General features: G+C 63.4%; 22 protein-coding genes. 9 read left to right on the top strand and 13 right to left on the bottom strand.

Annotation, left to right across the window (positions count from 1 at the left end):
* Nucleotides 1-92 precede the first annotated feature (92 nt).
* The 3 genes from SU48_RS07285 to SU48_RS07275 all read left to right on the top strand — a co-directional run bounded on the left by SU48_RS07285 (nucleotide 93) and on the right by SU48_RS07275 (nucleotide 2853).
* Nucleotides 93-488: a copper resistance CopC family protein gene (locus SU48_RS07285; protein ID WP_064014673.1), complete on the top strand. Its 396-nt coding sequence runs from the start codon at nucleotides 93-95 to the stop codon at nucleotides 486-488.
* Nucleotides 485-1291: a CopD family protein gene (locus SU48_RS07280; RefSeq protein ID WP_064014672.1), complete on the top strand. Its 807-nt coding sequence runs from the start codon at nucleotides 485-487 to the stop codon at nucleotides 1289-1291. Before SU48_RS07285 ends, SU48_RS07280 begins: the two co-directional genes overlap by 4 nt.
* A 146-nt stretch (nucleotides 1292-1437) precedes the next feature.
* Nucleotides 1438-2853, top strand: coding sequence for an aspartate kinase (locus SU48_RS07275; protein ID WP_064014671.1), 1416 nt, complete (start codon nucleotides 1438-1440; stop codon nucleotides 2851-2853).
* Between the two features lie 104 nt (nucleotides 2854-2957).
* On the opposite strand, the gene SU48_RS07270 is transcribed toward SU48_RS07275, so the two are convergent.
* Both SU48_RS07270 and SU48_RS07265 read right to left on the bottom strand, forming a co-directional pair.
* Complete coding sequence (locus SU48_RS07270) at nucleotides 2958-3629, bottom strand: phosphatase PAP2 family protein (protein WP_231881556.1); 672 nt, start codon at nucleotides 3627-3629, stop codon at nucleotides 2958-2960.
* Nucleotides 3630-3839: 210 nt separating this feature from the next.
* Nucleotides 3840-5825, bottom strand: a complete 1986-nt coding sequence (locus SU48_RS07265; RefSeq protein ID WP_157451110.1) for a lipocalin-like domain-containing protein — start codon at nucleotides 5823-5825, stop codon at nucleotides 3840-3842.
* A gap of 234 nt (nucleotides 5826-6059) precedes the next feature.
* On the opposite strand from SU48_RS07265, the gene SU48_RS14140 reads away from it, so the two are divergent.
* Nucleotides 6060-6230: a hypothetical protein gene (locus tag SU48_RS14140; RefSeq protein WP_157451109.1), complete on the top strand. Its 171-nt coding sequence runs from the start codon at nucleotides 6060-6062 to the stop codon at nucleotides 6228-6230.
* Nucleotides 6231-6531: 301 nt separating this feature from the next.
* Here the strand turns inward: SU48_RS14140 and uvrC are convergent, their stop codons facing one another.
* A complete protein-coding gene (gene uvrC, locus SU48_RS07255; RefSeq protein ID WP_064014667.1) occupies nucleotides 6532-8388 on the bottom strand; it encodes an excinuclease ABC subunit UvrC in 1857 nt (618 codons plus the stop codon).
* Nucleotides 8389-8467: 79 nt separating this feature from the next.
* Between uvrC and SU48_RS07250 the strand changes: the two genes are divergently transcribed.
* The gene (locus SU48_RS07250) at nucleotides 8468-9115 is read left to right on the top strand and encodes a histidine phosphatase family protein (RefSeq protein ID WP_082869710.1); all 648 of its coding nucleotides are present in this window, start codon (nucleotides 8468-8470) and stop codon (nucleotides 9113-9115) included.
* A 113-nt stretch (nucleotides 9116-9228) separates the two neighbouring features.
* Here the strand turns inward: SU48_RS07250 and aspS are convergent, their stop codons facing one another.
* From aspS to SU48_RS07235, 3 genes are all read right to left on the bottom strand, one after another.
* The gene (gene aspS, locus SU48_RS07245; protein ID WP_064014665.1) at nucleotides 9229-10968 is read right to left on the bottom strand and encodes an aspartate--tRNA ligase; all 1740 of its coding nucleotides are present in this window, start codon (nucleotides 10966-10968) and stop codon (nucleotides 9229-9231) included.
* Nucleotides 10968-12272, bottom strand: coding sequence for a histidine--tRNA ligase (gene hisS / locus SU48_RS07240; RefSeq protein ID WP_064014664.1), 1305 nt, complete (start codon nucleotides 12270-12272; stop codon nucleotides 10968-10970). Before hisS ends, aspS begins: the two co-directional genes overlap by 1 nt.
* A gap of 119 nt (nucleotides 12273-12391) precedes the next feature.
* Nucleotides 12392-12778 (bottom strand): IPT/TIG domain-containing protein, encoded by a 387-nt coding sequence (locus SU48_RS07235; protein WP_064014663.1) that lies wholly within the window; start codon nucleotides 12776-12778, stop codon nucleotides 12392-12394.
* Nucleotides 12779-12814: 36 nt separating this feature from the next.
* Here SU48_RS07235 and SU48_RS07230 point away from each other — a divergent pair, with 36 nt between their 5' ends.
* On the top strand, nucleotides 12815-13810 hold the full coding sequence (locus SU48_RS07230; RefSeq protein WP_407919257.1) for a diacylglycerol/lipid kinase family protein: 996 nt from the start codon (nucleotides 12815-12817) through the stop codon (nucleotides 13808-13810).
* A 75-nt stretch (nucleotides 13811-13885) separates the two neighbouring features.
* Here SU48_RS07230 and SU48_RS07225 read toward each other — a convergent pair whose 3' ends face one another.
* The 3 genes from SU48_RS07225 to lnt all read right to left on the bottom strand — a co-directional run bounded on the left by SU48_RS07225 (nucleotide 13886) and on the right by lnt (nucleotide 17451).
* Nucleotides 13886-14668, bottom strand: a complete 783-nt coding sequence (locus SU48_RS07225; protein ID WP_064014662.1) for an amino acid ABC transporter ATP-binding protein — start codon at nucleotides 14666-14668, stop codon at nucleotides 13886-13888.
* Nucleotides 14669-14776: 108 nt separating this feature from the next.
* Nucleotides 14777-15760: a tyrosine-type recombinase/integrase gene (locus SU48_RS07220; protein ID WP_064014661.1), complete on the bottom strand. Its 984-nt coding sequence runs from the start codon at nucleotides 15758-15760 to the stop codon at nucleotides 14777-14779.
* A gap of 218 nt (nucleotides 15761-15978) precedes the next feature.
* Entirely contained in the window at nucleotides 15979-17451 is a 1473-nt protein-coding gene (lnt, locus tag SU48_RS07215) for an apolipoprotein N-acyltransferase (protein ID WP_231881555.1), read from the bottom strand.
* Between the two features lie 59 nt (nucleotides 17452-17510).
* Between lnt and SU48_RS07210 the strand changes: the two genes are divergently transcribed.
* Both SU48_RS07210 and SU48_RS07205 read left to right on the top strand, forming a co-directional pair.
* Complete coding sequence (locus tag SU48_RS07210; RefSeq protein WP_064014660.1) at nucleotides 17511-18005, top strand: tetratricopeptide repeat protein; 495 nt, start codon at nucleotides 17511-17513, stop codon at nucleotides 18003-18005.
* 63 nt (nucleotides 18006-18068) lie between these two features.
* A complete protein-coding gene (locus SU48_RS07205) occupies nucleotides 18069-18770 on the top strand; it encodes a metallophosphoesterase family protein (protein WP_064014659.1) in 702 nt (233 codons plus the stop codon).
* Between the two features lie 63 nt (nucleotides 18771-18833).
* Here the strand turns inward: SU48_RS07205 and SU48_RS07200 are convergent, their stop codons facing one another.
* The 4 genes from SU48_RS07200 to SU48_RS07185 form a co-directional block, all read right to left on the bottom strand.
* Nucleotides 18834-20009 (bottom strand): alanine--glyoxylate aminotransferase family protein, encoded by a 1176-nt coding sequence (locus tag SU48_RS07200; protein ID WP_064014658.1) that lies wholly within the window; start codon nucleotides 20007-20009, stop codon nucleotides 18834-18836.
* A gap of 112 nt (nucleotides 20010-20121) precedes the next feature.
* Nucleotides 20122-20877: an alpha/beta fold hydrolase gene (locus tag SU48_RS07195; protein ID WP_082869709.1), complete on the bottom strand. Its 756-nt coding sequence runs from the start codon at nucleotides 20875-20877 to the stop codon at nucleotides 20122-20124.
* A gap of 47 nt (nucleotides 20878-20924) precedes the next feature.
* Nucleotides 20925-21671: an alpha/beta fold hydrolase gene (locus tag SU48_RS07190; protein WP_064014656.1), complete on the bottom strand. Its 747-nt coding sequence runs from the start codon at nucleotides 21669-21671 to the stop codon at nucleotides 20925-20927.
* Nucleotides 21672-21731: 60 nt separating this feature from the next.
* Nucleotides 21732-23000, bottom strand: a complete 1269-nt coding sequence (locus tag SU48_RS07185) for a hemolysin family protein (protein WP_082869708.1) — start codon at nucleotides 22998-23000, stop codon at nucleotides 21732-21734.
* Between the two features lie 60 nt (nucleotides 23001-23060).
* On the opposite strand from SU48_RS07185, the gene SU48_RS07180 reads away from it, so the two are divergent.
* Nucleotides 23061-24044 carry a dipeptidase gene (locus SU48_RS07180; protein ID WP_064014655.1) on the top strand — a complete coding sequence of 328 codons (984 nt, stop codon included), beginning with the start codon at nucleotides 23061-23063 and terminating at the stop codon, nucleotides 24042-24044.
* The last annotated feature ends 13 nt before the right edge of the window (nucleotides 24045-24057 follow it).

Raw genomic sequence — 24057 nt, 5'->3', positions numbered from 1 at the left:
CCTCATCTGACCGTCTGACCGCGTTCGCATTCACCAAAGCGGAAGGTTGAACCGTTGCGCCTTCCGCCCCCATTCGCCCCGGAGGTTTTCCCTTGACCCGCACCCTTGCCCTCCTATTGGCCGCCCTCGGTACGGCCTCTGCCCACACCGAAGTCACGGTGGTCAGCCCCACCCCCACCTTGCCCGTCAGTGCCCCCAAAGCCGTACTGCTCCAGTTTTCAGAACCCGTGAATCTGCGCTTTGCTTCCTTCCGGGTGCTGCCGATGCCCAGCGCCAAAACGCCTGCCGAAGTTGCAAAAATGGCGCTGGCGCTGAAGCCTGATTCTCCTCAACTGGTCAACACTGGCGGCCTTCTCAGCGGCATGGCGGCCAAGCTCAGCCTGCCCCTCAAGCCCAACCTGAAAGCAGGCCCGTACCTGATCGCTTGGGCCGTCCTGTCGGAAGACGGCCACCCCGTAACCGGCCAAAGCCTGTTCCGCGTCCGGTGATCCCCCTCCTGATCCTCGCCAAAGGCCTGCTGTACGCGGGCGCTGTGGTGCTGGTGGGCGGCACCTTTACCCGCCGCGCCCTGACGCCCGCCCACCCTGCCCGCCGAATCTTGGGCGTGGGCGGCCTGTTGCTGCTGGCAGGCATGTTCCTGACGCTGCTGGGTACGCTGGCCGTGGTGGGCTTCACCGCGCCTGCCGATTACCTCGATTACCTGACCCAGACCGGGGCGGGCCGCGCCCTGACGCTGCTCCTGATCGGCGCATTGTTGCTGCTGGCCGCCGAATTGGGGCAGTGGCCCCGCCCCCTGACTGCCGCCGCCGCCGCCATCACCTTGTGGGGACTGGCGGGAATCGGGCACGGCGCGACGCACGGCCCCACCGTCCGCCTGCTGCACGTGGTTCATGCCGGGGCCATGTGCCTGTGGGTAGGTGGCGTGCTGGCTCTCCTGACCCTGCGCGTGGCTGGCCCACAACATGCAGCCCGCTTTACCCCAGTCGCCACTGCCTGCGTCTTCACCCTGGCCCTTACCGGAACGTTTGCCACACTGGAACACGCCGGAACGCTGTGGGGCGTCTGGAACAGCACTTACGGTTTCACGCTGATGGTCAAGCTGGGTGTGGTGGCCCTGACCCTGCTGGCTGCCCTGCTGGCCCGCCGCGCCTTTGCCCGCGTCCGGGGAATCCGGCCCCAATTGGCACTGGAACTGGCCCTGTTGGTGGGGGTACTGGCCGTGACCGCCACCCTGTCGGAAACGCCTCCGCCGACGCATGATTCGGGGCAGATGAACATGGAGGGGCATTGAGTAGGACGTGTGGGAAGGCGTGTAAGGCACAAGGGTCTAAGAGCCGCTGAAACCAAAACTTGAAGAGGGGAGACGATGCCCCTCATCCCCGGCTTGCCCAGACGCCCCCGCTGCCCACACAGGCCGGGGGCTTCATACTGCTGGGTATGTCAGACGCTCCCACCTTACTCGTCATGAAATTCGGCGGCACCAACATGGGCGACGCCCGCGCCATTCGCCACAGCGCCTCTCTGGCAGGCCGCAGCGTGCGGGAAGGCGTGCGTGTGGTGGTGGTGGTGTCGGCCATGGCGGGCGTGACCAACCAGTTGCTCCGCTTGGCCGACGCCGCCCAGACGGGCGATATCGCCGCTGCCAACGATGAGATCGCCGCCATGCGAACCCGCCACTTCACGGCGGCGCAGGAACTCGGCGCGGCCCCCGACAGCGACGCCGTGCGCGAAATCCGCGAGATGCACGAAACCCTGCGTCAGGCGGTGTACGGCGTGTATCTGCTGCGCGAACTGACGCCCCGCAGCCGTGACCTGATCGTGGCCTTCGGTGAGCGGCTGTCTGCCCCCCTGATGACGCTGGCCCTCGAACAGTCGGGCGTGCGTGCCCACCACGTCACGGGGGGCGAGGCAGGCATCGTCACCGACACGCATTTCGGCAATGCCCGGCCCCTGCCCAGTGCCTACGCCCGCATCAAAGACCGACTCAGCGGCCTGCTCAATGCGGGCGTGACCCCGGTGGTGGCCGGATTCATGGGCGAAACCGAACAGGGCGCACTGACCACGCTGGGGCGCGGCGGCACCGATTTCAGCGCCACGATTATCGGCAAGGCGCTGGGAGCCACCGAAGTCTGGGCATGGAAAGACGTGGACGGCGTGATGAGTGCCGACCCCAGAGTCGTGAAAGACGCCCGCAACATCGAAATTCTGAGCTACGGCGAAGTGATGGAACTGGCCTATTTCGGGGCCAAAGTACTGCACCCGCTGGCCGTGACCCCGCTGCAAGAGAGCGGCATTCCCCTGCGCGTCAAGAGTGCCGCCGACCCCGATTTCCCCGGCACGCTGGTGCAGGCCGACCCCCACGACGACGCCCGCCATCCGGTGAAGGCTGTCACCGCCATTCGCAATGTGAGCATCATCAACGTGACCGGAGCAGGCGTGCTGGGCGTGCCGGAAGTCGTGGCCAGTCTGTTCAGCGCCATAGCCCGTGAAAACATCACCCTGCTGATGGTGTCTCAGAGCAGTTCGATGAGTAACGTGTCGCTGGCCGTGCAAAGCGTGTACGCCGAGCGCACCGTGTCGGCCCTGCGTGCGGCGGTAAGCGGGGAACTGAAAGTCGAGGAACAACCCGGCGTAGCTGTCCTTGCCATCGTGGGCAGCGGCATGCGCGGGCAAAAGGGCGTGGCGGCCAAGCTGTTCGGGGCGCTCGCGGGCGACGACGTGAACATTCTGATGATCAGTCAGGGCAGCAGCGAGCTGAACATCAGCGTGGCCGTAGAAGACGCACAAGTCGAACACGCGACACGGGCGGTTCACGGCGCGTTTGCGCTTCAGGAAGTGGCGAGCGGCGTGTAGGAAGTGGGTTGTGGATCGTGGGAAAAGCGGGCCAGCCGCGTTGTAGCAAGTCACCCACAACCAGACGGGCGAACAGGAGAGCTTCCGCGTTCGCCCTTTTCCCATTACCGCGTGTCCCGTTCCCCCTTCGGCGATTTCCTCAGCCTCGGCCACCTGCGGCCCATCAGCAGGTACAGCCCGGCCACCCACGCCGCCGAAGCCAAAAAACCCGCCAGCACATCGGACGGGTAATGCACGCCCAGATAATTGCGGCTGGCCCCGACGGCAATGGCCCACACCCCGGCCACCACCGCCACCGGCCAGCCCGCCCGTGAGCGCCAGAACACCAGAATTAGGGCAAATCCAAACGCGGCATTGCTCATGGCGTGGCCGCTGGGAAAGCTGAAGCCCGGCTCCCGCACCAACGCCTCCAACACGTCAGGCCGGGCACGTTGGAAGAACAGCTTGGCCGCTCCGTTGAGGAGGGCCGCCCCCGCCAAGGCCAACACCAGAAACCAACCGTGTGCCTTGGCTCCAGCGCGTGCCAACAACCAAGCGATCAGGGCCGTGACCACCGGCAACACCCAGACGCCGCCCAGTCCGGCCAAAGCGTTGGCCAGAGCAGTCAGCCCCGGTGTCCGGTTCTCTCTGTACCACGCCAGCACCGACACGTCCCACGCGAATCCGCCTTCCTCGAACACTTCTTCGGCCAGTTCCGAAAACAGCAGCAGTGGCCCCAGCACACCCAGCAGCAGCAACAACAACGCCCGCCAATTGGCCTTCAGGAACGCCCACAACTCCCGGCGTGTGAAGTGCCACCTCGAGGTATACCGTTTCAATCGCTGCCCAAACATGCGGGTCAGTAGAGCATTGTCCGGCGTTCGTCAGCTCTCGCTCGGTGCGCCGGAACCTTAACTAAAGACAGTGTTCTGTCTCGGGAGAGTGGTCGGTGGGACGAGCGTGGTGGGCCTGGAAGTCTGGCCCTGAGTACGTGCCAACACCCCGCCTCACTTGCCATCATCCAAAAAATAGTTCCGGCCACCCACATACAGCCATTCCAGATCCGGTTTCCCGTTGTTGGTGTTAGGCCAATAGGCAAACTGTTTTTCTACCCGCCCATCGTTATACGTCAGTGTCAATGTATTGCCCGACAGCGTGTATTTGCCACTGTTTTTGCGCTGGCTGCTGCTCGATACCCCGCCTGTCGTTTCACCAAAAGCTGTGCCGTCGGTGGTGGTGGTGATAGAAACACCGCCACTCGATTCTCTGCTAAACGTGCCGTCTTTTCGGAAGGTCAGATTGTTGTAGAAGACGCCGCCGCCCGAACCTACTACCGCCGTGAATGTACTGATGGCCTGATAGTCTCCCGCCAATTTGAGGTTCCCCAACGGCGTCACTTTGTTCAGTTCTTCGCCGTCCAGTTTATAGCTTGTGGCGGTGCGTTCCCACTTCTCCGGTTTGTCGTTGCCAATCGTGATCAGGCCATTTTTGATGGAATACACCTCACAGAGTGGCAAGCCATTGGGCCGAGTCTTGCTGCAATCGGCGTCGGCCAACGACGTTTCTGGATCGCCAGTAAACACATACCCGTTCTTATTGAAGATATAGAAGTAATGATTCAGGCTGGCATTCGGGTAAAAGTTCTGGACGGTTTGAGAATATGCGCCCTCGATGCCGCCCGACCCGGCAGGCGGGGCCGGAGCCTTGGCGGTGCCAAATTTCGGCTCGACTATCGGCTTGGCCACCAGACTACACCGCATCTTCCGTAGGATGCGGTTAAATTCACGCTCGCCCAACTCATCTTCGGAGTAGGTGGAATATTCCTCGTCCAGCGGGCCACCCACAAAATCCACGCCGCTGAACGAGTCGCCCTGTTTGCCCATGATATTGACGGCGTATTTGCCCGTGCCGCCGCCATAGCGGTACACGCGGCCCGCCAGCAATTCCAGCGTGCCCAAGTCGGTGTTTTTGCCGTCCAGCGAGCGGCAGGGATACTTGCCCACCTGCGGGTCTTTGCGCCGAAATTCCACCAGTGCGTGATTCTCGGCGCTGCCCCGTTGGTGGCAGTACAGCCGCCGATCTTCATCGGTCACGCCGTCTAGCTGAAGGGTCTGGCCGTAGGTGCTGTCGAACAGCAAAAAGGCGTCGTCGGTGCCTGCCAGTGGCCCGCCCTGCCAGCGCACGTAATTCAGCGAGCTGCTGCTCGATTGCACCATTTTGTAAGTGCCCTCGCCGCCGGGAGCGCGGTACCGCCCATTCGGCAACATCTGGAGTGCGAAGGCTGGCTTGGAATAGTCGCTGCCGTTGTAGGACAGGTAGCAGCGGAATTCGTCGGGAAAGGGTTGCTTCTGTGGATTCAGCCCCGCCCGCACCAGTTGCGCCACGTTCGGCGCGGCCAAGGCGGGCAGCGAGCTGGAAGCCTTGACCACCGGAGCAGGAGTGCTGACCGATGGAGTGGCCGCTTTCGTTGTTCCTGCGGTCGCCGGAGCTTTTACGTTCGCAAAGTTCAGCCGGTCTGTGAAGCCCGTCAGTTCCCCCTGATGCGCCGTGAAACTTTCCAAGCTGGAGGCGCTGAATACCAGCATCTCGGCCCGGTTACCGGCTTTGGTGGCCGCGAACAACCGCCATTCGCTGCCGCTGCCCGCCTTCACCACCACAACAGTCGCCAGCACAGGCAGGCCGTTCTCATCGGTATCGGCCTGCGTGGCTGACTGGCTCTGTACCGCCGCGCCCTTGTTAAATGCCGCCACCTGCGCCGCGAACCAAGCCTCGAGGCTTCCCGTCAGTACCGCCCCCGCCGTGAGCCGAATGGTGGCCCGGTCTCCGGCACTCTTGGGCGGCAGCGTCAACACCAGTCCGCTGCCCTGCTTGGCCTGCGTCCAGCCCGCCGGAAGATCGAACACATAGTTGCCGAACGTGGCGGCGTGGGCACTGCCCGACAGCGCACCCACCAACAGTCCGGCCCTCAGCAGCATCTTCCAGCGCGGTTCCATCCTCTATACATATCCGCTGGCACGTGAAGCGGGATGAGGGCGAAGGGCAGCTGCTTAAGGCTCAGGCGTCGACGTAAGTTACAGCGGAATAACTTAAATATTACCCTAAGCCACTCTGCTCATTCCTCTATGCGCCACTCGGAGCATGCGCCGCGCCCCCACCAGAGCGCACCATAAGGCCACAAGAAAGGCGCACCACCGGGCCACCCACAGGCCGCGCCCCCGGAGAACACCATGCACTTCCTGACCGTCGAGATTAGCGCTCTGCACGCCGAAGCCCTCCGCGCTGAGGCCAAACGCGAAGCTCAGGCCCGCGCCGCCCGCCAAGGCCGACCACAACGCCCCGGCTTCAGCCTCCGCACCGTCCTGCACCGCCTCTTTGCCGCGCCAGTCCGTCCCGCGTGAAGCCAGTCAACGCAGTTAAGTCAAACCCCCTCAGAAGTTGAGGGGGCAATTTTTTGGCGTTGGGCTTGCGTCACGGCTCTCTAATGGTCTTGCTCGGCCACCAACACGTGAAGTTTAGGATCGCTCAGTAAGTCCTGCGAGATGGGCGATTTGTAAGCTCAGCTTGGGCGAAGAGAGACTGAGTTGCTTGTACAGTGTTTGCAACTTGGCAAGATCGCTGGAGCGTGCATGTCGAATGAGACCTTCGGGTAGAGGGCAGTCTGGAGACCCCTGACAACGCTGCTTTTGACAACAACTCTCCCTACAACGGAGCTGCGTTTGCTTCCCGCTGCACCAAAAAGTCTTTCACGCTCTGCGCAGCCCGTGCGTTCATGCCCGGTACGCGGGCAATGTGTTCCACGGGCGCACTCGCCAAATCCTCCAAGCTCGTGAAGTGTTCCAGCAGAGCGTCCCGGCGTTTTTGCCCGATCCCCGGCAAGTCGTCGAACACGCTGCGGAGCATGTCCTGCCCCCTCAATTTCCGGTGGTACGACACAGCGTAATTGTGCACCTCGTCGCGCACGCCGATCATCATGCGGAGGGCCGGGTGCGTTTGCGGCAGCAACAATTCCCGGTCTACGCCGACTTCCGTGCCTTCCGTCAACCACCACTGCGCCCCGAACCGCCCCGGCAAAATCAGGCGTTCTTCGCGCTTGGCGAGGCCCACCACCGGAACCCGGATATCCGCTTCCTTCAAGGCGTCCAGCGCGGCGTTCACCTGCCCGCGCCCCCCGTCGATCAGCAGCAGATCAGGCAGCGGCAACTTGTCAGCCAGACTGCCCGTAAAGCGCCGGACAATCGTCTGCTTCATCGACGTGTAGTCGTCCGGATGATCCAGCCCTTTTACCTTAAAGCGGCGATGTTCGCCCCGGCGACTGCGCCCGCCCTCGAACACCACCATGCCCGACACGATATTGCTGCCGAACAGGTTGGAATTGTCGTAGCCCTCGATGCGCCACGGACGCTCCGGCAAGGCCAAGACTTCGCGCAGAGCGTCCAGCCCCGGATGATCGCCGCGCCGCTCCAGCAGGGCCATTTCGGATTCCAGCCCGTTCACGGCGTTGCGCTGCGCCATCTCGATCAAGTCCACTTTATCGCCGCGCTTGGGCGTCCTCATCTCAATCTTGCGGCCCGCTTTCTCGGTCAGGAACTCGCTCCACACAGGCGCGGCCTCAAAGTCTGCTGGAAGCAGGATCAGCCCCGGCACATGCGTAGCCTGCGTGTAGTAGTCCTGCACGAAAGCTTCCACGATTTCGCCCTCGCCGCCGCTGCCGTCGCCCTCCGCATCGGTCAGGAAGCGCTTATCGCGGCCCACCACCCGCCCCGCCCGCATGCGGAACAGTTGCACCATCGCGTATTCGCCCGCCCGCGCCACACCCAAGAAATCCAAGTCGGTTTCATCGCTCACAAAGGCGTGCTGCTCGGTGCCGAACAGCTTTTCCACGGCCTGCACCCGGTCACGCACGCGGGCGGCCTGCTCGAAATCCCGGCCTTTTGCGGCAACGGCCATATCGTCACGCAAGCGGGCAATCACGGGAGCGGCGCGGCCTTCCAGCAGCCCTTTTACGTCCTCTACGATCCGGGTGTATTCGTCAGGATCGGCCTTGTCCACGCACGGCCCCAAGCAGCGCCCCATATGAAAATTCAGGCACGGGCGCGGCTTTTTTTGCAGCGGCAGTCCACTGTTCTTCCTCAGCGGAAACATCGTGTCGATCAGGTGTTTCACCCGCCGCACCGCCGAAGCATCCGGATATGGGCCGTAATAGTTGGCCCCGTCCTTGATGACCCGCCGCGTGACCAGCAGCATCGGAAACTGTTCGTTGGTCAGCTTCAGGAACGGGTAATGCTTGTCATCCTTGAGCATCACGTTGTAATGCGGGCGGTGCTGCTTGATCAGGTTGGCTTCCAGCACCAAGGCTTCCACCTCGTTGCGGGCGGTAATAAATTCCAGCGTATCGGCCAGCGACGTGAACTTGCCGCTTTTGCCGCCCGCCTTGAAATGCTGGCCTACCCGCGAGCGGAGGTTGTTGGCCTTGCCGATATAAATAGGCGTTCCGGTGCGGCGAAAAATGTACACGCCGGGCGTGGTGGGCAGCACGGGCAGGTCGTCAAAATGCACGCTTTAGCATAGAGCGTAATGGCATGTTCAACCGGATGTCTGCTTACGGGGGCCTTCAGATGGCGCTAGTCTAGGGTTCATGCCCGTTCACGCCTCCTCCCCAGACCGCGTTTTCCTGGTTCGACATGGCCGCACAGCAGGCAACGTCTCGCAGGTCTTGACTGGGGGCGCGGATGACCCTTTAGATGAAGTGGGGCAAGCACAGGCCGAAGCCGTCGCCCGCTGGTTCGCCGTGGAGAACATAGAATCGCCGCGAATTTTCACCAGCTCTTTCCTCCGGGCCAGACAAACCGGAAGCGCTATTGCTACAGCTCTAGGCACGCAACTCACCGTGCTGGACGGCCTGCAAGAAATCGCCCCCGGAGACTGGCAGGGGAGAGCGTATGCCGACATGCACACCCACGTGCATGAATTGGTGCGCTCTGACGGCAGCTTCGGCTTTCCCGGCGGCGAGAGTTTGGCGGAAGTGGCAGCAAGATTCAAGGCCGCGTTGGAACCTGTGCTGGCCGAACCCGCAACCCCCATCGTCGTCGCTCACGGCGGCTCCCTGACCGCTTATCTGACTGACCTGATGGGCGCAGATGTCCGGCAAGCGTGGCTGGATGGCCGCTACGCCCATGCCAACACAGCGGTAACGGAACTGCAGAAGTTGAATCAGGGCTGGCACGCCGTGAAGATCGCTTTCACAGGCCATCTTGAACACCCTGAAAAGACGAATAAGCAATAACAAACAATAATTTCACGAGCCAGATTTATCGTGAATGATTTCACTTGCGTACTGTCAACATTAATAGGGGAGAGGCCCACACTCTCGCCTCCCCCTATCCACATCCCTACGCTTTATTCCACCTCAACCCGCGCCGCCACCTGAACGCCTACTTCCGCCAGTTGCGCCGCGTCCACCGCTGCCGGAGCCAATGCCATCAAATCCGCGCCCCGGTTATTCTTCGGAAACGCGATGACTTCGCGGATACTTTGCGCTCCGGCCATCACCATCAGCAGGCGGTCAAAGCCCCACGCGATGCCGCCGTGCGGAGGCGTGCCCGCCGCCAGCGCATCCAGAAAAAAGCCGAACTGGGCGTGGGCTTCCTCGGGCGTGAACCCAATCGCCGCGAACATCTTTTCCTGCACGGCGGGGTCATGAATCCGGATGCTGCCGCCGCCGATCTCAAACCCATTGAGCACCAAATCGTAGGCCTGAGCGCGAATCTCGCCCTGCCGCTCGGTGCCGAACAGCCCGATGTCGTCAAGGTGCGGAGCAGTGAACGGGTGATGCATGTACGTCCAGCGGGCGTTGTCCTCGTCGTATTCCAGCTGAGGAAATTCCGTAACCCACGACACGTGGAATTGCCCACCCGCCGCCAGCCCGAACAGGTCACGCAGGGCCAAGCGTACCGCGCCCAACGCCGTCACGGCTTTTTGCCAATCGCCCGCCGCAAACAGGAGCGTGCCGCCCGCCGCGACGCCCGTGCGCGACATCAGTTCTGCCGCCTGATCGCCCACGAACTTGCTGATTCCACCCGTAAACCCGTCACCGTCGCGCTTGAGCCATGCCAAGCCTTTAGCCCCATGTTGTTTAGCGACTCGTTCCAGTTCGTCGATCTGCTTACGCGTGAGCTCCGGCGCAGCAATCACCTTCACGCTGCCCGCACTGGCAAACGCCTGAAATGCACCGCCCGCGAACAGGTCAGTCACGTCTACAAACGCCGAATCGAAGCGCAAGTCGGGCTTGTCGGAACCGTATTTATCCATCGCCTCGAAATACGACAGGCGCGGAAACGGCAGCGGCAACTCTACGTCCAGCACGTCGCGGAACACCGCCGCCAGCAGGCGCTCCTGAAGCTCCAGCACGTCTTCTTGCTCCACGAAGCTCAGTTCCATATCGAGCTGCGTGAAGTCGGGCTGGCGGTCTGCCCGTAAATCCTCGTCGCGGAAACAGCGGGCCAACTGGTAGTAGCGGTCAAATCCGGCGATCATCAGCAGCTGCTTGAACAGCTGAGGCGACTGCGGCAGCGCGTAAAATTCGCCGGGATTCAGGCGGCTGGGTACCAAAAAGTCGCGCGCGCCTTCCGGCGTGGACTTGGTGAGCATCGGCGTTTCTACCGCAATAAACCCCTCAGCGTCCAAAAAGCGCGTGACCGACGCCACGGCTTTACTGCGGAGCATCAGGTTGCGCTGCATTTCGGGACGGCGCAAATCCAGATAACGGAACTTCAGGCGTATGTCTTCGGCGACGCTGTCGCCCTTGTCCAGCTCGAAGGCGGGCGTTTTGGCGGCGTTCAGCACCTTCACGCGGGAAGCGATGACTTCAAAATCAGCCGCGCCACCCTTGCGCTGTGCTTCCGGGCGCATCTGATATATCCCCTCGATCTCGGCCACGTACTCGCCCCGCAGCTTATCGGCCTCAGCAAACGCCGCCGAATCGGGTTCCACCTGCACCTGTACCAGTCCGCTCCGGTCTCGCAATTCGATGAAAATCAGCCCGCCCAAATCGCGGCGGCGGTTGATCCAGCCTTGCAGCGTGACGGTTTGTCCAGCGTGCTTCTCGTTTAGTTGCCCCATCATTGCCGTGCGTTTCATCAGTTGCTCTCCAATTCGGTCAGTACGGCATTCAAGTCATCCAGCGACACTTCCCGCTGCTCGCCCGACACCAGATTCTTCAGATTCAAGACGCGTCGCTCTGCTTCATCCGTGCCGATGACGGCAGCATAGCGGGCGCGGCGGCGCTCGGCATCCTTAAAGGCATTGCCGGGTTTCTGGGCCTTGTAGGCAAATTCCACACGGGCCACTGCACGCGCTCCCAATGCAGTCTGAGCGGCCAACCCTACATTCTCCGTATCCATCGCCGCCAAATACAGCAGCGGCCCCGGCGTCTGCGGCAAGCCCACACCCTCGGCTTCCAGCGCCAGCAGCAGCCGCTCTATGCCAAAGGCCCAGCCGATCCCCGGCACTTCCGGCCCGCCCAACTGTGCGCTGAGGCCGTCATAGCGCCCGCCCCCGCCGAGGGCCGACTTTGCGCCGACGCCCTCGTGGTGCAGTTCCCAAGCCGTGCGGCGGTAATAATCCAGCCCGCGCACGATGCTGGGGTCAAGGTCATACTCCACACCCCACGCCGCCAAGTACGCCTGCACCTCCGCAAAGTGGGCCGACGCCTCCGCGCCCAAAAAGTCCAGCATAGGCCGCACGTTCAGTTCCCGCAGCAGCGCCTGATCTTCCGCGCTCTTGCTGTCCAGAATCCGCATGGGGTTGCGGGTCAGGCGGTCTTTGGAATCGTCCGAAAGGCGCTCCAGTTGCGGCGAGAACAGCCCGCGCAAATACTCGTTATAGCTGTCCCGGTCTGCCGGATCACCGATGCTCCCCAGCTTCACGCGCACGCCCGTCAACCCCAGCGCCCGCACCACGTCCACCATAAGCGCAATCGCTTCGGCATCGACCAGCGCGTCGGCACTGCCCAGCACCTCGTAATCGACTTGGTGAAACTGACGGTAACGGCCAGCCTGCACATTTTCAGCGCGGAACATCGGGCCATGCGTCCACAGCTTCAGCGGCGCGGGCAACTGCTTCAGCCCATTTTGCAGATAAGCCCGGACAATGCCCGCCGTGCCCTCTGGCCGCAGGATGTACCCGCCATGACCGCCAAAATACGTCACGGTGTACATCTCTTTCCGAACAATGTCCGTGCTGCCGCCTACGCCACGCTTGACCAATTCAGCTTCTTCAAAAATCGGTGTCGCTATGAATTGCGCTCCGGCCCGCTCCAGCACTCTCCGCGCAATGTTGGTGACGTGGGTGTGGGCCGACGCGACGGTATGAGCTTTTAATGCAGGTGTTCCATCCGGCAAAAGGTCGTTGGTACCTTTAATACTGTTAATCTTCGTCGCCATAACGCCCCGGAGTCTACAGGGCAGCGGGCAGGGAATGAATCGGCCTGATGGCAGAGCAGCAAAATGGGCAGGGGAGAGGGCGGCCTCCGCACCAACAGGCCGCCCCCAACTTTCTCAGTTTACTGGGCGATGCTGTAAGGCAGGCCGTTAGACTTCGAGTTTCCAACGAGAATAAAGATGTAGCCGCCGCCCGCAGGCAGATCAGACGGGACAGTGAAGGTAATTTCGTCTGCCGTCCAACTTTGAATGGCGTTGGCGGGAAGGTCAAACCCGCCGCTTCCATCAAATGCAAGGCCCATCCGAATCTTGGCACTCGCTGGGCCGCCCAGATACCGGCCCTGAACGGTGAGTGTGCCGCCACGAACGACGGGGGCGGAAACTTTGTAGAGCACGGGCGCAACCGTAACAAACCGCTCCGTGCCAGCTTGTTGACGCGGCGCACAGGAAGAAAGCGAACCAAGAAACAGGCCAGTCATCAGTAAAGAACCCACCAAGAAACGCGCCATAAAGAGCCTCCGTGCGGGCAGTCTAATGAGCCTTGTATGACCGGTCAAATCACCCCCCCCACTGCTGCATTGTTCACAGCACTTTCTGACGCAGATCAGGCCACCCTCGCTCCCCTTGCTGGCAAGCGGGTGATGGTCGTCTTCAACCCCAAAAGCGGCCAAGGCGACAGCGATTTGCCCGCGTTTATCGCGTTTCTGAAGGATGCCGGGGCACAGGTTACCGAGCGCGAACTCGTGCCTGACAGGCCCATGAGCAGCTATGTAGAAGACATCGCGTCGTTTGATGTGGTGGTGGGCGCGGGCGGTGACGGCACGGTCAGCAGCCTCGCCTATGCCAGCCGCTACAAGAATGTGCCGCTGCTGGCGTATCCGGCGGGAACGGCCAACCTGATCGCGCAGAATCTGGACTTGCCCCGTGCGCCACTGGCACTCGCGCAGGTGGTGGCGGGCGCACACGCCGTGCGGGTGGATCTGGGAGAGATCGAGGTCAAAGAGCAGAAGTACGGTTTTGCCATGCTGGCCGGAGCCGGGGCCGACGCCGCCATGATCCGCGACTCCGAGGAACTGAAGGAAAAGTTTGGCGCGATGGCCTACGTCATGAGCGCCATGAAGCAGCTGAATCCCAAAAAGACCACCTTCCATCTTGTGCTGGACGGCCAAAAACGCGAGTTTGAAGGCATCGGCGTGATGGTGGCGAACTTCGGCATGGCCAATTACCGCCTGCCGATCACCAGCGACATCAGCCCCAGCGATGGCCGCTTCACGGTGGTGCTGATGAAGGCAGGCAACATCATGCGCCTCGTACCCAACCTGATCGACTCTGTGCGCGCCAAGCTGAATCTGGGCGATCCCCTGTTCAGCGGCAATCTGGAAACCATCGAAGCCAAAGAAGTGACTGTGGTGGCCGAGGAACCCTTCCCACTGCAATACGACGGCGAACTGCACGAGGAAACGACGCCCTTCACGGCGCGGATTCTGCCGGGGGCGATCCGGTTTTTGACGGCGGCCAAGAAGGCGGACTTGGATACGTAGAAGCGGTAGGTGGGATAAGGATAAACAGCCGGAAGCTTTGTGCCCCGGCTGTTATTTTGTAGCTCAGAGCCGCCCTCAGTGACCCAGTACCTTGCTCAAAAACGCTTTGGCCCGCTCGTGCTGAGGGTTGTTGTAAAACTGCTCCGGAGTCGTATCTTCCACGATGTTGCCCTGATCGAAGAAGACCAAGCGGTCTGCCACTTCCCGCGCGAAGCCCATTTCGTGCGTTACACACAGCATGGTCATGCCGCTGCCTGCCAGCCCCTTCATCACGTCCAGCACTTCTTTGATCATCTCGGGATCGAGGGCTGAAGTCGGTTCGTCGAACAGCATGACTTTGGGATCCATGGCGAGGGCGCGGGCAATAGCGACACGTTGCTGCTGCCCACCCGACAATTGCGCGGGGTATTTGTAGGCTTGTTCCTCGATGCCCACCCGCGTCAGCAGCTCCATCGCCCGCGCCTCCGCCTGCGCTTTGGGCTGCTTGCGTACCCGAATGGGGGCCAGCGACACGTTTTGCAGCACGGTCAAATGGGGAAACAGGTTGAAGCTCTGAAACACCATGCCCACTTCCCGCCGAATAGCGTCCAGATTCTGCCCGTCTTTGAGTTCCATTCCGTCTACTACGATGGTGCCCTGATCGTGCGCCTCTAGACGGTTGATGGTGCGAATAAAGGTGGATTTGCCGCTGCCGGACGGCCCGATGATGACCACCACTTCCCCGGACTGCACCGACATATTCACGCCTCGCAGGGCATGAAAAGAGCCGAAATGCTTGTGCACATCGACGGCCTTGATGATCGGTTCGCCAGATTTGGGGGGGATTGCCTGCTTGCTGAGATTGGGTTGGGCGGTCATGGCTCCTCCAGAATAAATGAGACGGCGTTGTCGGTTGCTGGGGCTAGTCTAAGGCCACAGCCGAAGCGCGACGTGGTGGAGTGTCTAACCCGATGGGGAAGACCCCGATCAAACAAACCCCTCCATCACCTCATCTAGATCGTCTTCCGGCAATTCCACGTAGCGGCGCGTGGTATCCACCTGTTCGTGGCCCAAGAATCCGGCCACCCGCGTAAAGTCTTTGACGGCGGCGTACAGCTGCGTGCCCGCGTACTTGCGCCCTGCGTGGAAGCCCCGGAACTCATGCTCGCGCCCGCATTTTAGCGCCAGCTTTTGCAGCCGCTCGTAGGCGCTGGAATACGCCGAGAAGGAGAACAGGCGACTGGTGGGCGTGGACACCGTTTCGGCCTTCAGAGCTTCCAAGGCTTCCCGCAACTTGGCACTCAGCGGCACGATCCGCGCCTTGTCGCCCTTGCCGTGCGCCACCAACAGCCGCCTGCGCCGCAAATCGATGTTGCCCCACTCCACCGCCAACGCCTCAGCGATCCGCAGGCCCGCGTGCGTGAGCAGCAGCACCAGCACTGCTTCCTGCGCGTCAGCCTCAGCCAGCATGGCCTGCACAAAATCAGCGCGGTATGGAGGATTTTTCACGATGCCTTTGGTGCGGTCTTTGGGGCGTTTCACGTCGCCAAACGGATCGGCGTCGGTGGCCCCGGCCCAACGCAGGGCGCGGTACAGGGCGCAGGCCGCAGCCACACGGGCCTGTACGGTGGCCGGTTTCAGACCCGATGCACTGAGGCTCGCCACATACAGCGCGGGTTCGCGGCGGCCCGGATGCGTGAGGTTCCACGCGTGGGTGCAGGCATGCTCTAGGAGCACCTTCACACCCGTTTTATAGGCCCGCAAGGTATGGGGGCTGACGCGCACGCCCGCGCTGGTGTCGCTGCTCAGGCAGGCGAGCGTGAGCGCCCAGAGGTCTTCGGCGTCCTTGTCACGGGCCGCGCGAATGGCCCGCACGCGCAAGGCTTCGTCGGTCAGTCCTGCAAAAGCGCGGGCTTGGGTCAGGCGATCACCGGAGTACAGGACGGGGGCAGCTGTCGGCGTGTCGGACATACCGCCCGATGATAACAAGCCTTATCAACGGCGACTAGAAGCAATTAGCTTTGAGTGTCACCCTCTGAATGATGAATAGCTGCAAACGCCGTCCTACACAGCAAAAATCTAACAAGCCCACAGGAAGGCCGTGAAGGGCCGCCGAATGTCATTTGAGGGGGAAAATACCAGCAGCTTTGTCAGCGAGCGCTTCAGTTCAGAGCTTGCATGACTTGCGCTTACAATCTCCGCCGATAGCGCCGATCCGCCAGCCCCGCGAACGCCAGCATCAGCCCAGCCAACCCCAGCGCCAGCCAGTCGCCCAAGCGCACGAACAGGGTTTGCCCGGTCAAGCGCAACGGACGGGCATGCAGGACGCCTTCGCCAGATTCCAGCGTTTGCCGGGGCCGCCCCAGATCATCAATTTCGGCGGCGATCCCGAAGTTCACGCTCCGTACCACATAGCGCCGGGTTTCTATGGCCCGCACTCGGCCCATCATGAAGTGTTGCTGCACCCCCCAGCCGTCGTACCAGCCGTCATTGGAGACGTTGACCAACACTTCTGCGCCTTTGCCCACCAGCACGCGGGCCACCCACGGAAACACGGAATCGTAGCAGACATATGCGCCGTACTGAACACCGTTCAGTTGGAGGGTATTCAGGGTTTGAGCGGGCGGTACACTTTCCAGCCCGATGCCGATGATGCGCTCGATCTGGCTCCAAGCTGGGGCGAGGGCTTCCCGGAAGGGAAAGTATTCACCAAAGGGGACGGGGCGGGCCTTGTCGGTTTCGGAGGTGACGCTGCCGCCGTCCCATGCGCGAACCGAGTTGCGGCGGGGTTCCATCTGACTCACGCCGTAAATTCCCGCAGCGGGCACGGCGGGCAGCAGGGCCGGGTCTAAGACGCTGCTTTCGCTCCAGACCACCACTTCTTCAGGGCGGCGGTTGGCGCGGGTCAGGTTGGCCTGCAACTCGAACTGCTCCTGCACACTCAGGCGGCGGGAGGCGCGGTCAAAGGAATCGATGGTGGTTCTGAGCAGCAACATCGGGGTTTCTGGCCCCGTGCCCGCCGTGCGGGTCAGGCCGTAGACCAGCGCCAAGGCCCAAGCCACCGCCATCAACCCCAGCGGGCGGCGTCTCCCCCATCCTTCTCCCCGCTGGCGCACGGTGCCCACAAAGCACGCCAGCGCCGCAGCCGTCGCCGCCACCAGCACACTGCCCAGCAGCACGCCGCCGAGGTCGGCAATCTGAATGGCGGGTGTGGGCAAGAGCGTATAGCCCAGCGTGGGCCACGGAAAGGCGGGCGGGCCGAGGAAGCGCAGCCATTCCAGCACCACCCAGCCGCCTGCCAGCCCCCACACCCGCGCACCCGGTGACCGGAGTAGGCGGCCCACCAGCCACGCCATGCCCGCCAAAAACGCACCTTCTAGGGCAAACAGGGCGAAGGCCAGCACGCCAGCGGGCGGAAAACCGAACAGCTTGCCTAAAAACGCGGTGAGCCACCACAGGTGTACGGCGCTGTAGGCACTTCCTGCCCAGAAAGCGCGGCCCGCCACGTCGCGTGCGCTTTGGCCCTGAGCGGCAAACGCCAGCAGCGCGGCCAGCGGCAAAAAACTGAGAAAGCTCCAGCCCAGCGGCAATCCGCAGAGGGCCAGCAGGACTCCGAGCAGCACGGCGAGCAGGATGGTGGGCAAGGAGGGCGAGACACGCACCGGGTCATTGTAAAGCGGGCGCGGGTGAGCATCTTGCAGGGCATGCGGCACACTGGGGCATGACCGCTGCTTGGGAAGATGACTTGGCCGCCTTGTGGGCCACGCTGGACAACGTGAGTGGCCCGGACTTTGTGGCGCAGATGGAACTGTTGACGGCGCGAATGCCTCCGGCGGAAAGCCTGTTTGAGCGCGGTGCGGCCTTCGATTCCACCGGACATCCGGAGCAAGCCTCCGCGCTGTACCGGGAAGCGCTGGCCGCTGGACTCGTGGGCGAGCGCCGACGCCGGGCGGTGATTCAGTGGGCGAGTTCGCTCCGGAATTTGGGGCAGGCCGAGGAAGCCTTAGCGTTGTTGACGGCCGAAGCGGGCCAGCCCTCCGATGAGTTGGACGGAGCAGTGGCGACGTTTCTGGCCCTCACGCTGGCCGACTTGGGGCGCGAACGGGAAGGCTTGGCGGTGGCACTCACGGCGTTGGCCCGCACCTTGCCGCGCTACAACCGCTCGGCGGCGCGGTATGCGGGGGCATTGATGAACGACACGTTGATGAACGGATAGGGCATCCCCTGTTGGGGGGTTTGCTGCTGCGCCGCGCCGCTGGGCTGCTAGGATAAACAAACCTTGAGAATCGCGTTTATCAGTGACCTGCACGCCAACATTCACGCGCTGACTTCCGTGAAGCGGTTTTTGTCGGAAAATATTGTCAATCAGGTGATCGTGGTGGGTGATCTGGTGGGCTACGGCGCTTCGCCCGGCCCCGTTATCGACTTTGTGCGGCGCGAGGGCTGGGCCACCGGTCTCGGCAGCAGCGATATGCGCGTGTCTATGGAACTGGGCGAGCGCGCCGAGCGCAAGGGCGTGGCCGATCAGGTGCTGACGTGGACGCGCAAAATGCTGACGCCAGAGCAGAATGACTACCTGCGCCGTCTGCCGCCCGGTGGCCGGATCATGACTCCGGTGGGCCGGGTGCGCTTTTTTCACGGTTCGCCGCACAATCCCGAAGACCGGATAGACCTGATGGCGCAGGAGCGGGATCTCGAAGCTTTGGCCGATACCCTCAGCGCCCGCGTGATCGTGGTGGGCGGTTCGCACGTGCCGTTCGTGCGCGTCATCGGAGACACCACTTTTCTCGATCCGGGCAGCGTGGGCCTGAGTCTGAACCACGAACCCGGCGCGGATGTGGCGATTGTGGACTGCGTGGGCCGCCGCCCGAAAGTGTCGCTGCACAAGGTCACGTATGATTTCGCGTCCAGCGCCTTCGACATCATGGCGTGGAACCTGCCGCCTGTGATCGCGGATGTGATTCGCACGGGGAAAATGTAGGCAGTGGGAAAAGAAGAAAGAGGCGTCCGCGTGTGCAGACGCCTCTTTCTTGTGGTTTGAAATCTAGACCAGCACGCTTTGCTTCTCCCCCACCAAGCCCGCCGCTTCCAGTTCTTCTTCGTAGCGGGCCACCAGACCGGGAGCGCCGAGCAAGTCTTGCAGGGCCACCATCAGGGCGCGGTACGGCGCGGGGCGGGCGGCTTCTCCCATCAAGCCCAAGCGCCAGATCACGCCAGCGGTGGGGCCGAGGCCGCCTGTCACGCTGATTTCGCGGGCGCGGAGTGCCAAGCGCACGGCGCTGTCATCCATGCCAGTCGGCAGGCGCAGGGCCAGTACGGTGGGCAGGCGGTCTTCGGGGCGGCGCACATAGTGTGAAAATCCAAGCGGCGCGAGGGTGCGGGTGATGACCTGCCCAAGCTGCTGCACGCGCAGTTTTCGGGCGTCTAGGCCTTCTTCCAATGCGGCTTGCAGGGCGGCGTGAAAGGCGTAGTGCAAGTTCACGGGGATAGTGTGATGGTAGGTATGCTCCACCCAGTAGTCGCGCAGGCCCTCGAAGTCGCAGTACCACAGCGGCGTGGGCGTGCGGCGGGCGGCGTAGCGGGCAAAGGCGCGTTCGCTGATGGCAATGGGCGCGAGTCCGGGCGGGGCCGACAAGCATTTCTGTGCACCCGTGTAGGCGTAATCCACGCCCCAGTCCTGCATATGGAAGGGTTCCATTCCAGCCGTCGTCACGGCGTCTACCGTGAGCAGCACGCCGCTGCCGCGTACCAGCCTGGCAATTTCGGGCACAGGATTCAGCACGCCCGTACTGGTTTCGCCGTGAACGACGGCCACCATCGCTACGCCGTCAAGGTGCGCGGCCACGTCTTCTGGCTTGATGGCTTCACCCAGCGGGGCCGTCACCAGCCGCACGTGAGCGCCGTAACGGGCCGCCATTTCGGCCATGCGCCGCCCGAAGCTGCCGTTGGCGCAGACCAGAATTTCGTCGCCCTTTTCTACCAGATTCGCAAAACCCGCTTCCATGCCGAGGCTGCCCGTACCCGCCAGCAGCGCGGTGAAGGCTTCGGGTTCCGTGCCGTACATCACGCGCAAGTCGGCCTGAATTTCGCGGTTCAGGGCGAAGACTTCGGGATCCATGTGGCCCAGCATTCCGCGCATCAGGGCTTGTTGGGCGCGGGGATGAATCGGGGTGGGGCCGGGCGTCAGGAGTACGTGGTGGTCGTGGGTGTCCTCGAACATTTGACTGAGTGTAGCATTGCGTGGGGCAACTCTAGCAACGGGGTTGCGTCGATGTGCCTAGACGGATCAGCCAAAGCAATAGGATTGCGTCAAAACCGATTTGGCTTGGCGTTCACGGCTCACATAGAGCGGCTGGCTCTTGCGATTGGCCCGCTTCGACCCGCCGCAAGAAATCCAGCGTGTAACGGGCCACCGTCTTGGGGTGAGAATCGGTCAGGGCATGGGTGCCGCCGGGCACGGTTCGCACGACGGCTCCGGGAATGGCGCGGCGAATTTCGCGCACCGTCCACGACTGAATCACCGGATCGGCGTCGCCGTCGAGCAGCAAGGTCGGCACCTGCACGGCGGGCAGGAGCGGCCCGGTATCGTGCTGGCTCTGGTCGCTGGCGAGCCGCAGCATCAGGCCGAAGCCGCTGGTGGAATAGGCGCTCAGGGCGGGCAACAGCAGGGGCAAGCGCTCGCGGGGCAGGTCACGCAGCAGGCGCAGGAGTTGCATGGTCACGCTGGGATTTTCGGGAATGCCGGTGGGGGCGCAGGCGATCAGCGCCGACGTGCAGGTGGGATAGCGGGCCGCCAGATCAAAGATGACCTCGCCGCCCAGCGAATGCCCGAACAGGGGCGCGCAGTTCAGGCCGCACTCGACCAGCCACTCGGCCAGATGATCGGTCAGGTCTTCCATATTGCGTGGGTAGTCGCGGCGGCCCTTGCTGAAGCCGTGTCCGGGCGGGTCGTACACGTACACGGTGCGCTCGCGGGCCAGTTCGCGCGACACGCGCACATACATCCACGACGCGCAGCCCAGCCCCGGCACCAGCACCAGCGGGGGGCCGTCGCCGCGTACCCAAGCGTGGGTCTGCAGGCCGTTCACGCGGGTAAAGTGGGATGTTCCGAGCGGTGAGGTTGCAGCAGATTTGGTCACGCGGGCTGACCCTGACGCAGGAAGTCCAGCACCAGCGCGTTGAAGCGCTCCGGCGCGTCCACCATGACCACGTGGCCTGCCCCCGCGATTTCTTCGTAGCGTGCGCCGGGAACGGCGGCGGCTAGGGCGCGTCCCAGCCGGGCCGGAACCAGCGCGTCGCGGGCACCCCAGATGACCAGTGTTCGGGCATTCAGGGCGGGCAACACGTCCAGCACGTTGTCTCCCAGCAAATGCAGGGTACTGCGCCACATGTTGGGCAGGCCAGCGCGGGCGGCGTCCAGCAGAATGCGCGGCACGAAGGAGGGCCGCCCGGTGATGACGGCGCGCGGCAGCTTGAGCGCCACCCGCACCGGATGCCCGTCCAGTAGGCCGCTGGCACAGGCCAGCACGAGGTTATTCACCCGTCCGGGGCGCAGGGCCGCCACGCGCAGGGCGATGTGTCCGCCCATGCTATGGCCGATCAGGGTTACCTGTTCCAGATTCTGGTTGTCCAGCCACGCCGCGATCAGGGCCGCGTCTTCGCGCACGCCGAGGGAACGCTGCCGCCGCGCGCCGCCGTAGCCAGCGAGATCGAGGACGTAGACGCGGTGAGACTGCGAGAACACGGGCACATTGCGCCGCCACCAGCGGCTCGAACCGCTGAGGCCGTGAATCAGCACCATCGGTTCGCCCTGACCTGTCGCGTCGTAACGCAGCGTAGCCTGACCGTACCGGAACTCGAGGGAGCGCACGCGGGGCAGCATAGCGTTCCGGGGGGTCAGGCGGGCCGAGGGTCAAGATTCGGGGAAGCCTGCACCACACTCTCAGGGCTGCGGCGGCACGATCAGGATTCGGTCGAGGCGCGGGCCGTCCACGTCCACCACTTCCAACGTCCAGCCGCCGACTTCGGCCACCGCGCCCACCTGCGGAAATTCGCCCAGCGCTTCGAGGACGTATCCGGCCAGCGTACTGAAGTCTTCCCGGTCTTGCTGCGGCAAGGGCAGGGTCTGGCGCAGGATGTGCATGGGCAGGCCGCCGTCGACCAGAAACGAGCCGTCGTCCCGGCGCACGATCAGGTCATCGCCCGGCGCGTCTGTTCCGGCCAGTTCGGTCAGCAGGTCGGTGGAGGTCAGTAGCCCCGACGACGTGCCGTATTCATCGACAGCCACAGCGAGGCGGCGCAGGCCTTCTCTGGTCAGGCGGCTCAGGACATCTTCGGCCCAGGCGGTTTCGGGAATGAAGACCACCGGGCGCAGCAAGTCCGTGAGGGCTTCTCCGGTTTGCACCGCGCGCAGGATGTCCACCACGTCCAGTTGGCCTATCACCTCGCCGCGTGCGTCCACCACCGGGTAATGATCGTGCGGATGGGCCAACACCTGATCCACCAGCGCTTCCAGAGACAGCCGGGCGTCGAGGGTCACCACGTCCAGCCAGGGCGTCATCAGTTCGCGGGCGCGGCGGTCATTGAAGCGCAGGACGCGCTCGATCCGCTCGGTTTCCACGTCTTCCAAACTGCCGCTCTCGGTGGCCTGAACCATCAGGGCGCGCACGTCTTCTTCCGTAATCCGTTCTTGGGGTTCTCCGCGCAACCCGGCCAGCCACAGCAGCCCCCGCGTGGTGGTTTCCAGCAGCCACACCACGGGCCGCGCCACCCGTGACAGCACCTGAAAAAGGGGGGCCACCCGGACGGCGAGGGCTTCGGGATTTCGCAGGGCGATGCTTTTGGGGGCCAGCTCGCCCAGCACCAGGGACAAGAACGTGACCAGCAGGATGACGGCCACCGAAGCGACTGTATCGGCAGCGTCGCCCAGCAAGGGCCGCAGCGCCGCCGTAAAAGGCCCAGTCAGACTGCCGCCCGCGAAGATGGCGCTGATGGTGCCGATCAGGGTAATGCCGATCTGAACGGTGGCGAGGAAGACGCCGGGGCGCTCGGCCAGATCGAGGGCTTGCGCGGCGCGGCGCTGTCCGGAAGCGGCCTGAGCTTGCAGGCGCGACTTGCGGGCCGACATGACGCCCAGTTCGGAGCCGGAGAACAACCCGTTGACGAGCAGCAGCAGCACGAGGATGGCGAATTCAAACAGAGGATTGCCCACAGGGGGCAGTCTAGGGGACGGCGGCTAGAATGGCTGATCTATGACTGACGGGATGAACGGGTGCTGATCGACGGACATCTGGACTTGGCGTTCAATGCCGCGCTGGGACGGGACTTGACCTTATCGCTGGCAGACTTGCGGCGCGCTGATCCGGTGGCGGGCGAAACGGCCACCGTGACATTTTCGGAGCTGGGGGCGGCGGGCCTGCGCGTGTGCTTCGGGACGCTGTTTGCCTTGCCCAAAACCGCCGAGAGCCCGGACGGGTACGAGGGTCACGCCGGGGCACGGCGGCAGGCATTGGGGCAACTGGAGCAGTATCGGCGCTGGGAAGACGGCGGGCAGCTGCGGCTCCTGAGAACGGGCGCGGAGGTGGCGGCACATCTGGCACTGGAGGGCGCACCCCCTGGTGTCGTCCTGCTGATGGAAGGTGCTGACCCGGTGCGGGATGTGGATGATCTGGCGTTTTGGGCAGCGGCGGGCGTGCGGGTCATCGGCCCGGCGTGGGGGCGTACCCGGTACGCGGGCGGCACGGAAGCGCCCGGCCCTCTCACGGCGGCGGGGCGGGAACTGGTGGGGGCGATGGCGTCGCTGGGCATAGCGTTGGACGCCTCGCATCTGGACGATGCCAGCTTCTGGGACGCCGCAGAGTTGCACCCGAGGATGATCGCCACACACGCCAACAGCCGTTCCATCGTGGCCGGAAACAGACACCTGACCGACGACATGGCCCGCGCCATTGCCGAGAAGGACGGCGTGACCGGGCTGGTCTACCATTCACGCTTTATTGGGGCGGGCTGGCAAGACGGCGACGAACGTGCCCCGCTGAGCGGGTTGGCCGCCCACGCCGCGCACTATGCGGGCCTGATCGGGTGGAACCGTGTTGCCCTCGGCACCGATCTGGACGGCGGATTCGGGCAGGAAAAGTGCCCGGCGGGGGTGGACAGCTACCGCGATGTGCCGGGCAGTGCGGACGTGCTGCCCCCAGAGGTGCGGGCCGGGGTGCTGGGGGAAAACTGGGCGCGGTGGATGACGCAGTATCTGTAGAAGCCGGGAGGGG

The organism is Deinococcus puniceus (genome assembly GCF_001644565.1).
In the GTDB taxonomy this organism is placed as follows: domain Bacteria; phylum Deinococcota; class Deinococci; order Deinococcales; family Deinococcaceae; genus Deinococcus; species Deinococcus puniceus.
Note: the sequence above shows the minus strand (reverse complement) of the source record. Positions and strands in the feature narration are given on the sequence as shown.

Bases quoted from the DNA above. Each gene is read 5' to 3' on its own strand.
- SU48_RS07225 (WP_064014662.1), bottom strand. From the start codon at position 14,668: ATGACCGCCCAACCCAATCTCAGCAAGCAGGCAATCCCCCCCAAATCT.
- SU48_RS07200 (WP_064014658.1), bottom strand. From the start codon at position 20,009: ATGTTCGAGGACACCCACGACCACCACGTACTCCTGACGCCCGGCCCC.
- hisS (WP_064014664.1), bottom strand. From the start codon at position 12,272: ATGGCGACGAAGATTAACAGTATTAAAGGTACCAACGACCTTTTGCCG.
- SU48_RS14140 (WP_157451109.1), top strand. From the start codon at position 6,060: ATGCACTTCCTGACCGTCGAGATTAGCGCTCTGCACGCCGAAGCCCTC.
- SU48_RS07235 (WP_064014663.1), bottom strand. From the start codon at position 12,778: ATGGCGCGTTTCTTGGTGGGTTCTTTACTGATGACTGGCCTGTTTCTT.
- SU48_RS07210 (WP_064014660.1), top strand. From the start codon at position 17,511: ATGACCGCTGCTTGGGAAGATGACTTGGCCGCCTTGTGGGCCACGCTG.
- SU48_RS07250 (WP_082869710.1), top strand. From the start codon at position 8,468: ATGCCCGTTCACGCCTCCTCCCCAGACCGCGTTTTCCTGGTTCGACAT.
- SU48_RS07220 (WP_064014661.1), bottom strand. From the start codon at position 15,760: ATGTCCGACACGCCGACAGCTGCCCCCGTCCTGTACTCCGGTGATCGC.
- aspS (WP_064014665.1), bottom strand. From the start codon at position 10,968: ATGAAACGCACGGCAATGATGGGGCAACTAAACGAGAAGCACGCTGGA.
- SU48_RS07230 (WP_407919257.1), top strand. From the start codon at position 12,815: ATGACCGGTCAAATCACCCCCCCCACTGCTGCATTGTTCACAGCACTT.
- SU48_RS07275 (WP_064014671.1), top strand. From the start codon at position 1,438: ATGTCAGACGCTCCCACCTTACTCGTCATGAAATTCGGCGGCACCAAC.
- SU48_RS07190 (WP_064014656.1), bottom strand. From the start codon at position 21,671: ATGCTGCCCCGCGTGCGCTCCCTCGAGTTCCGGTACGGTCAGGCTACG.
- SU48_RS07265 (WP_157451110.1), bottom strand. From the start codon at position 5,825: ATGGAACCGCGCTGGAAGATGCTGCTGAGGGCCGGACTGTTGGTGGGT.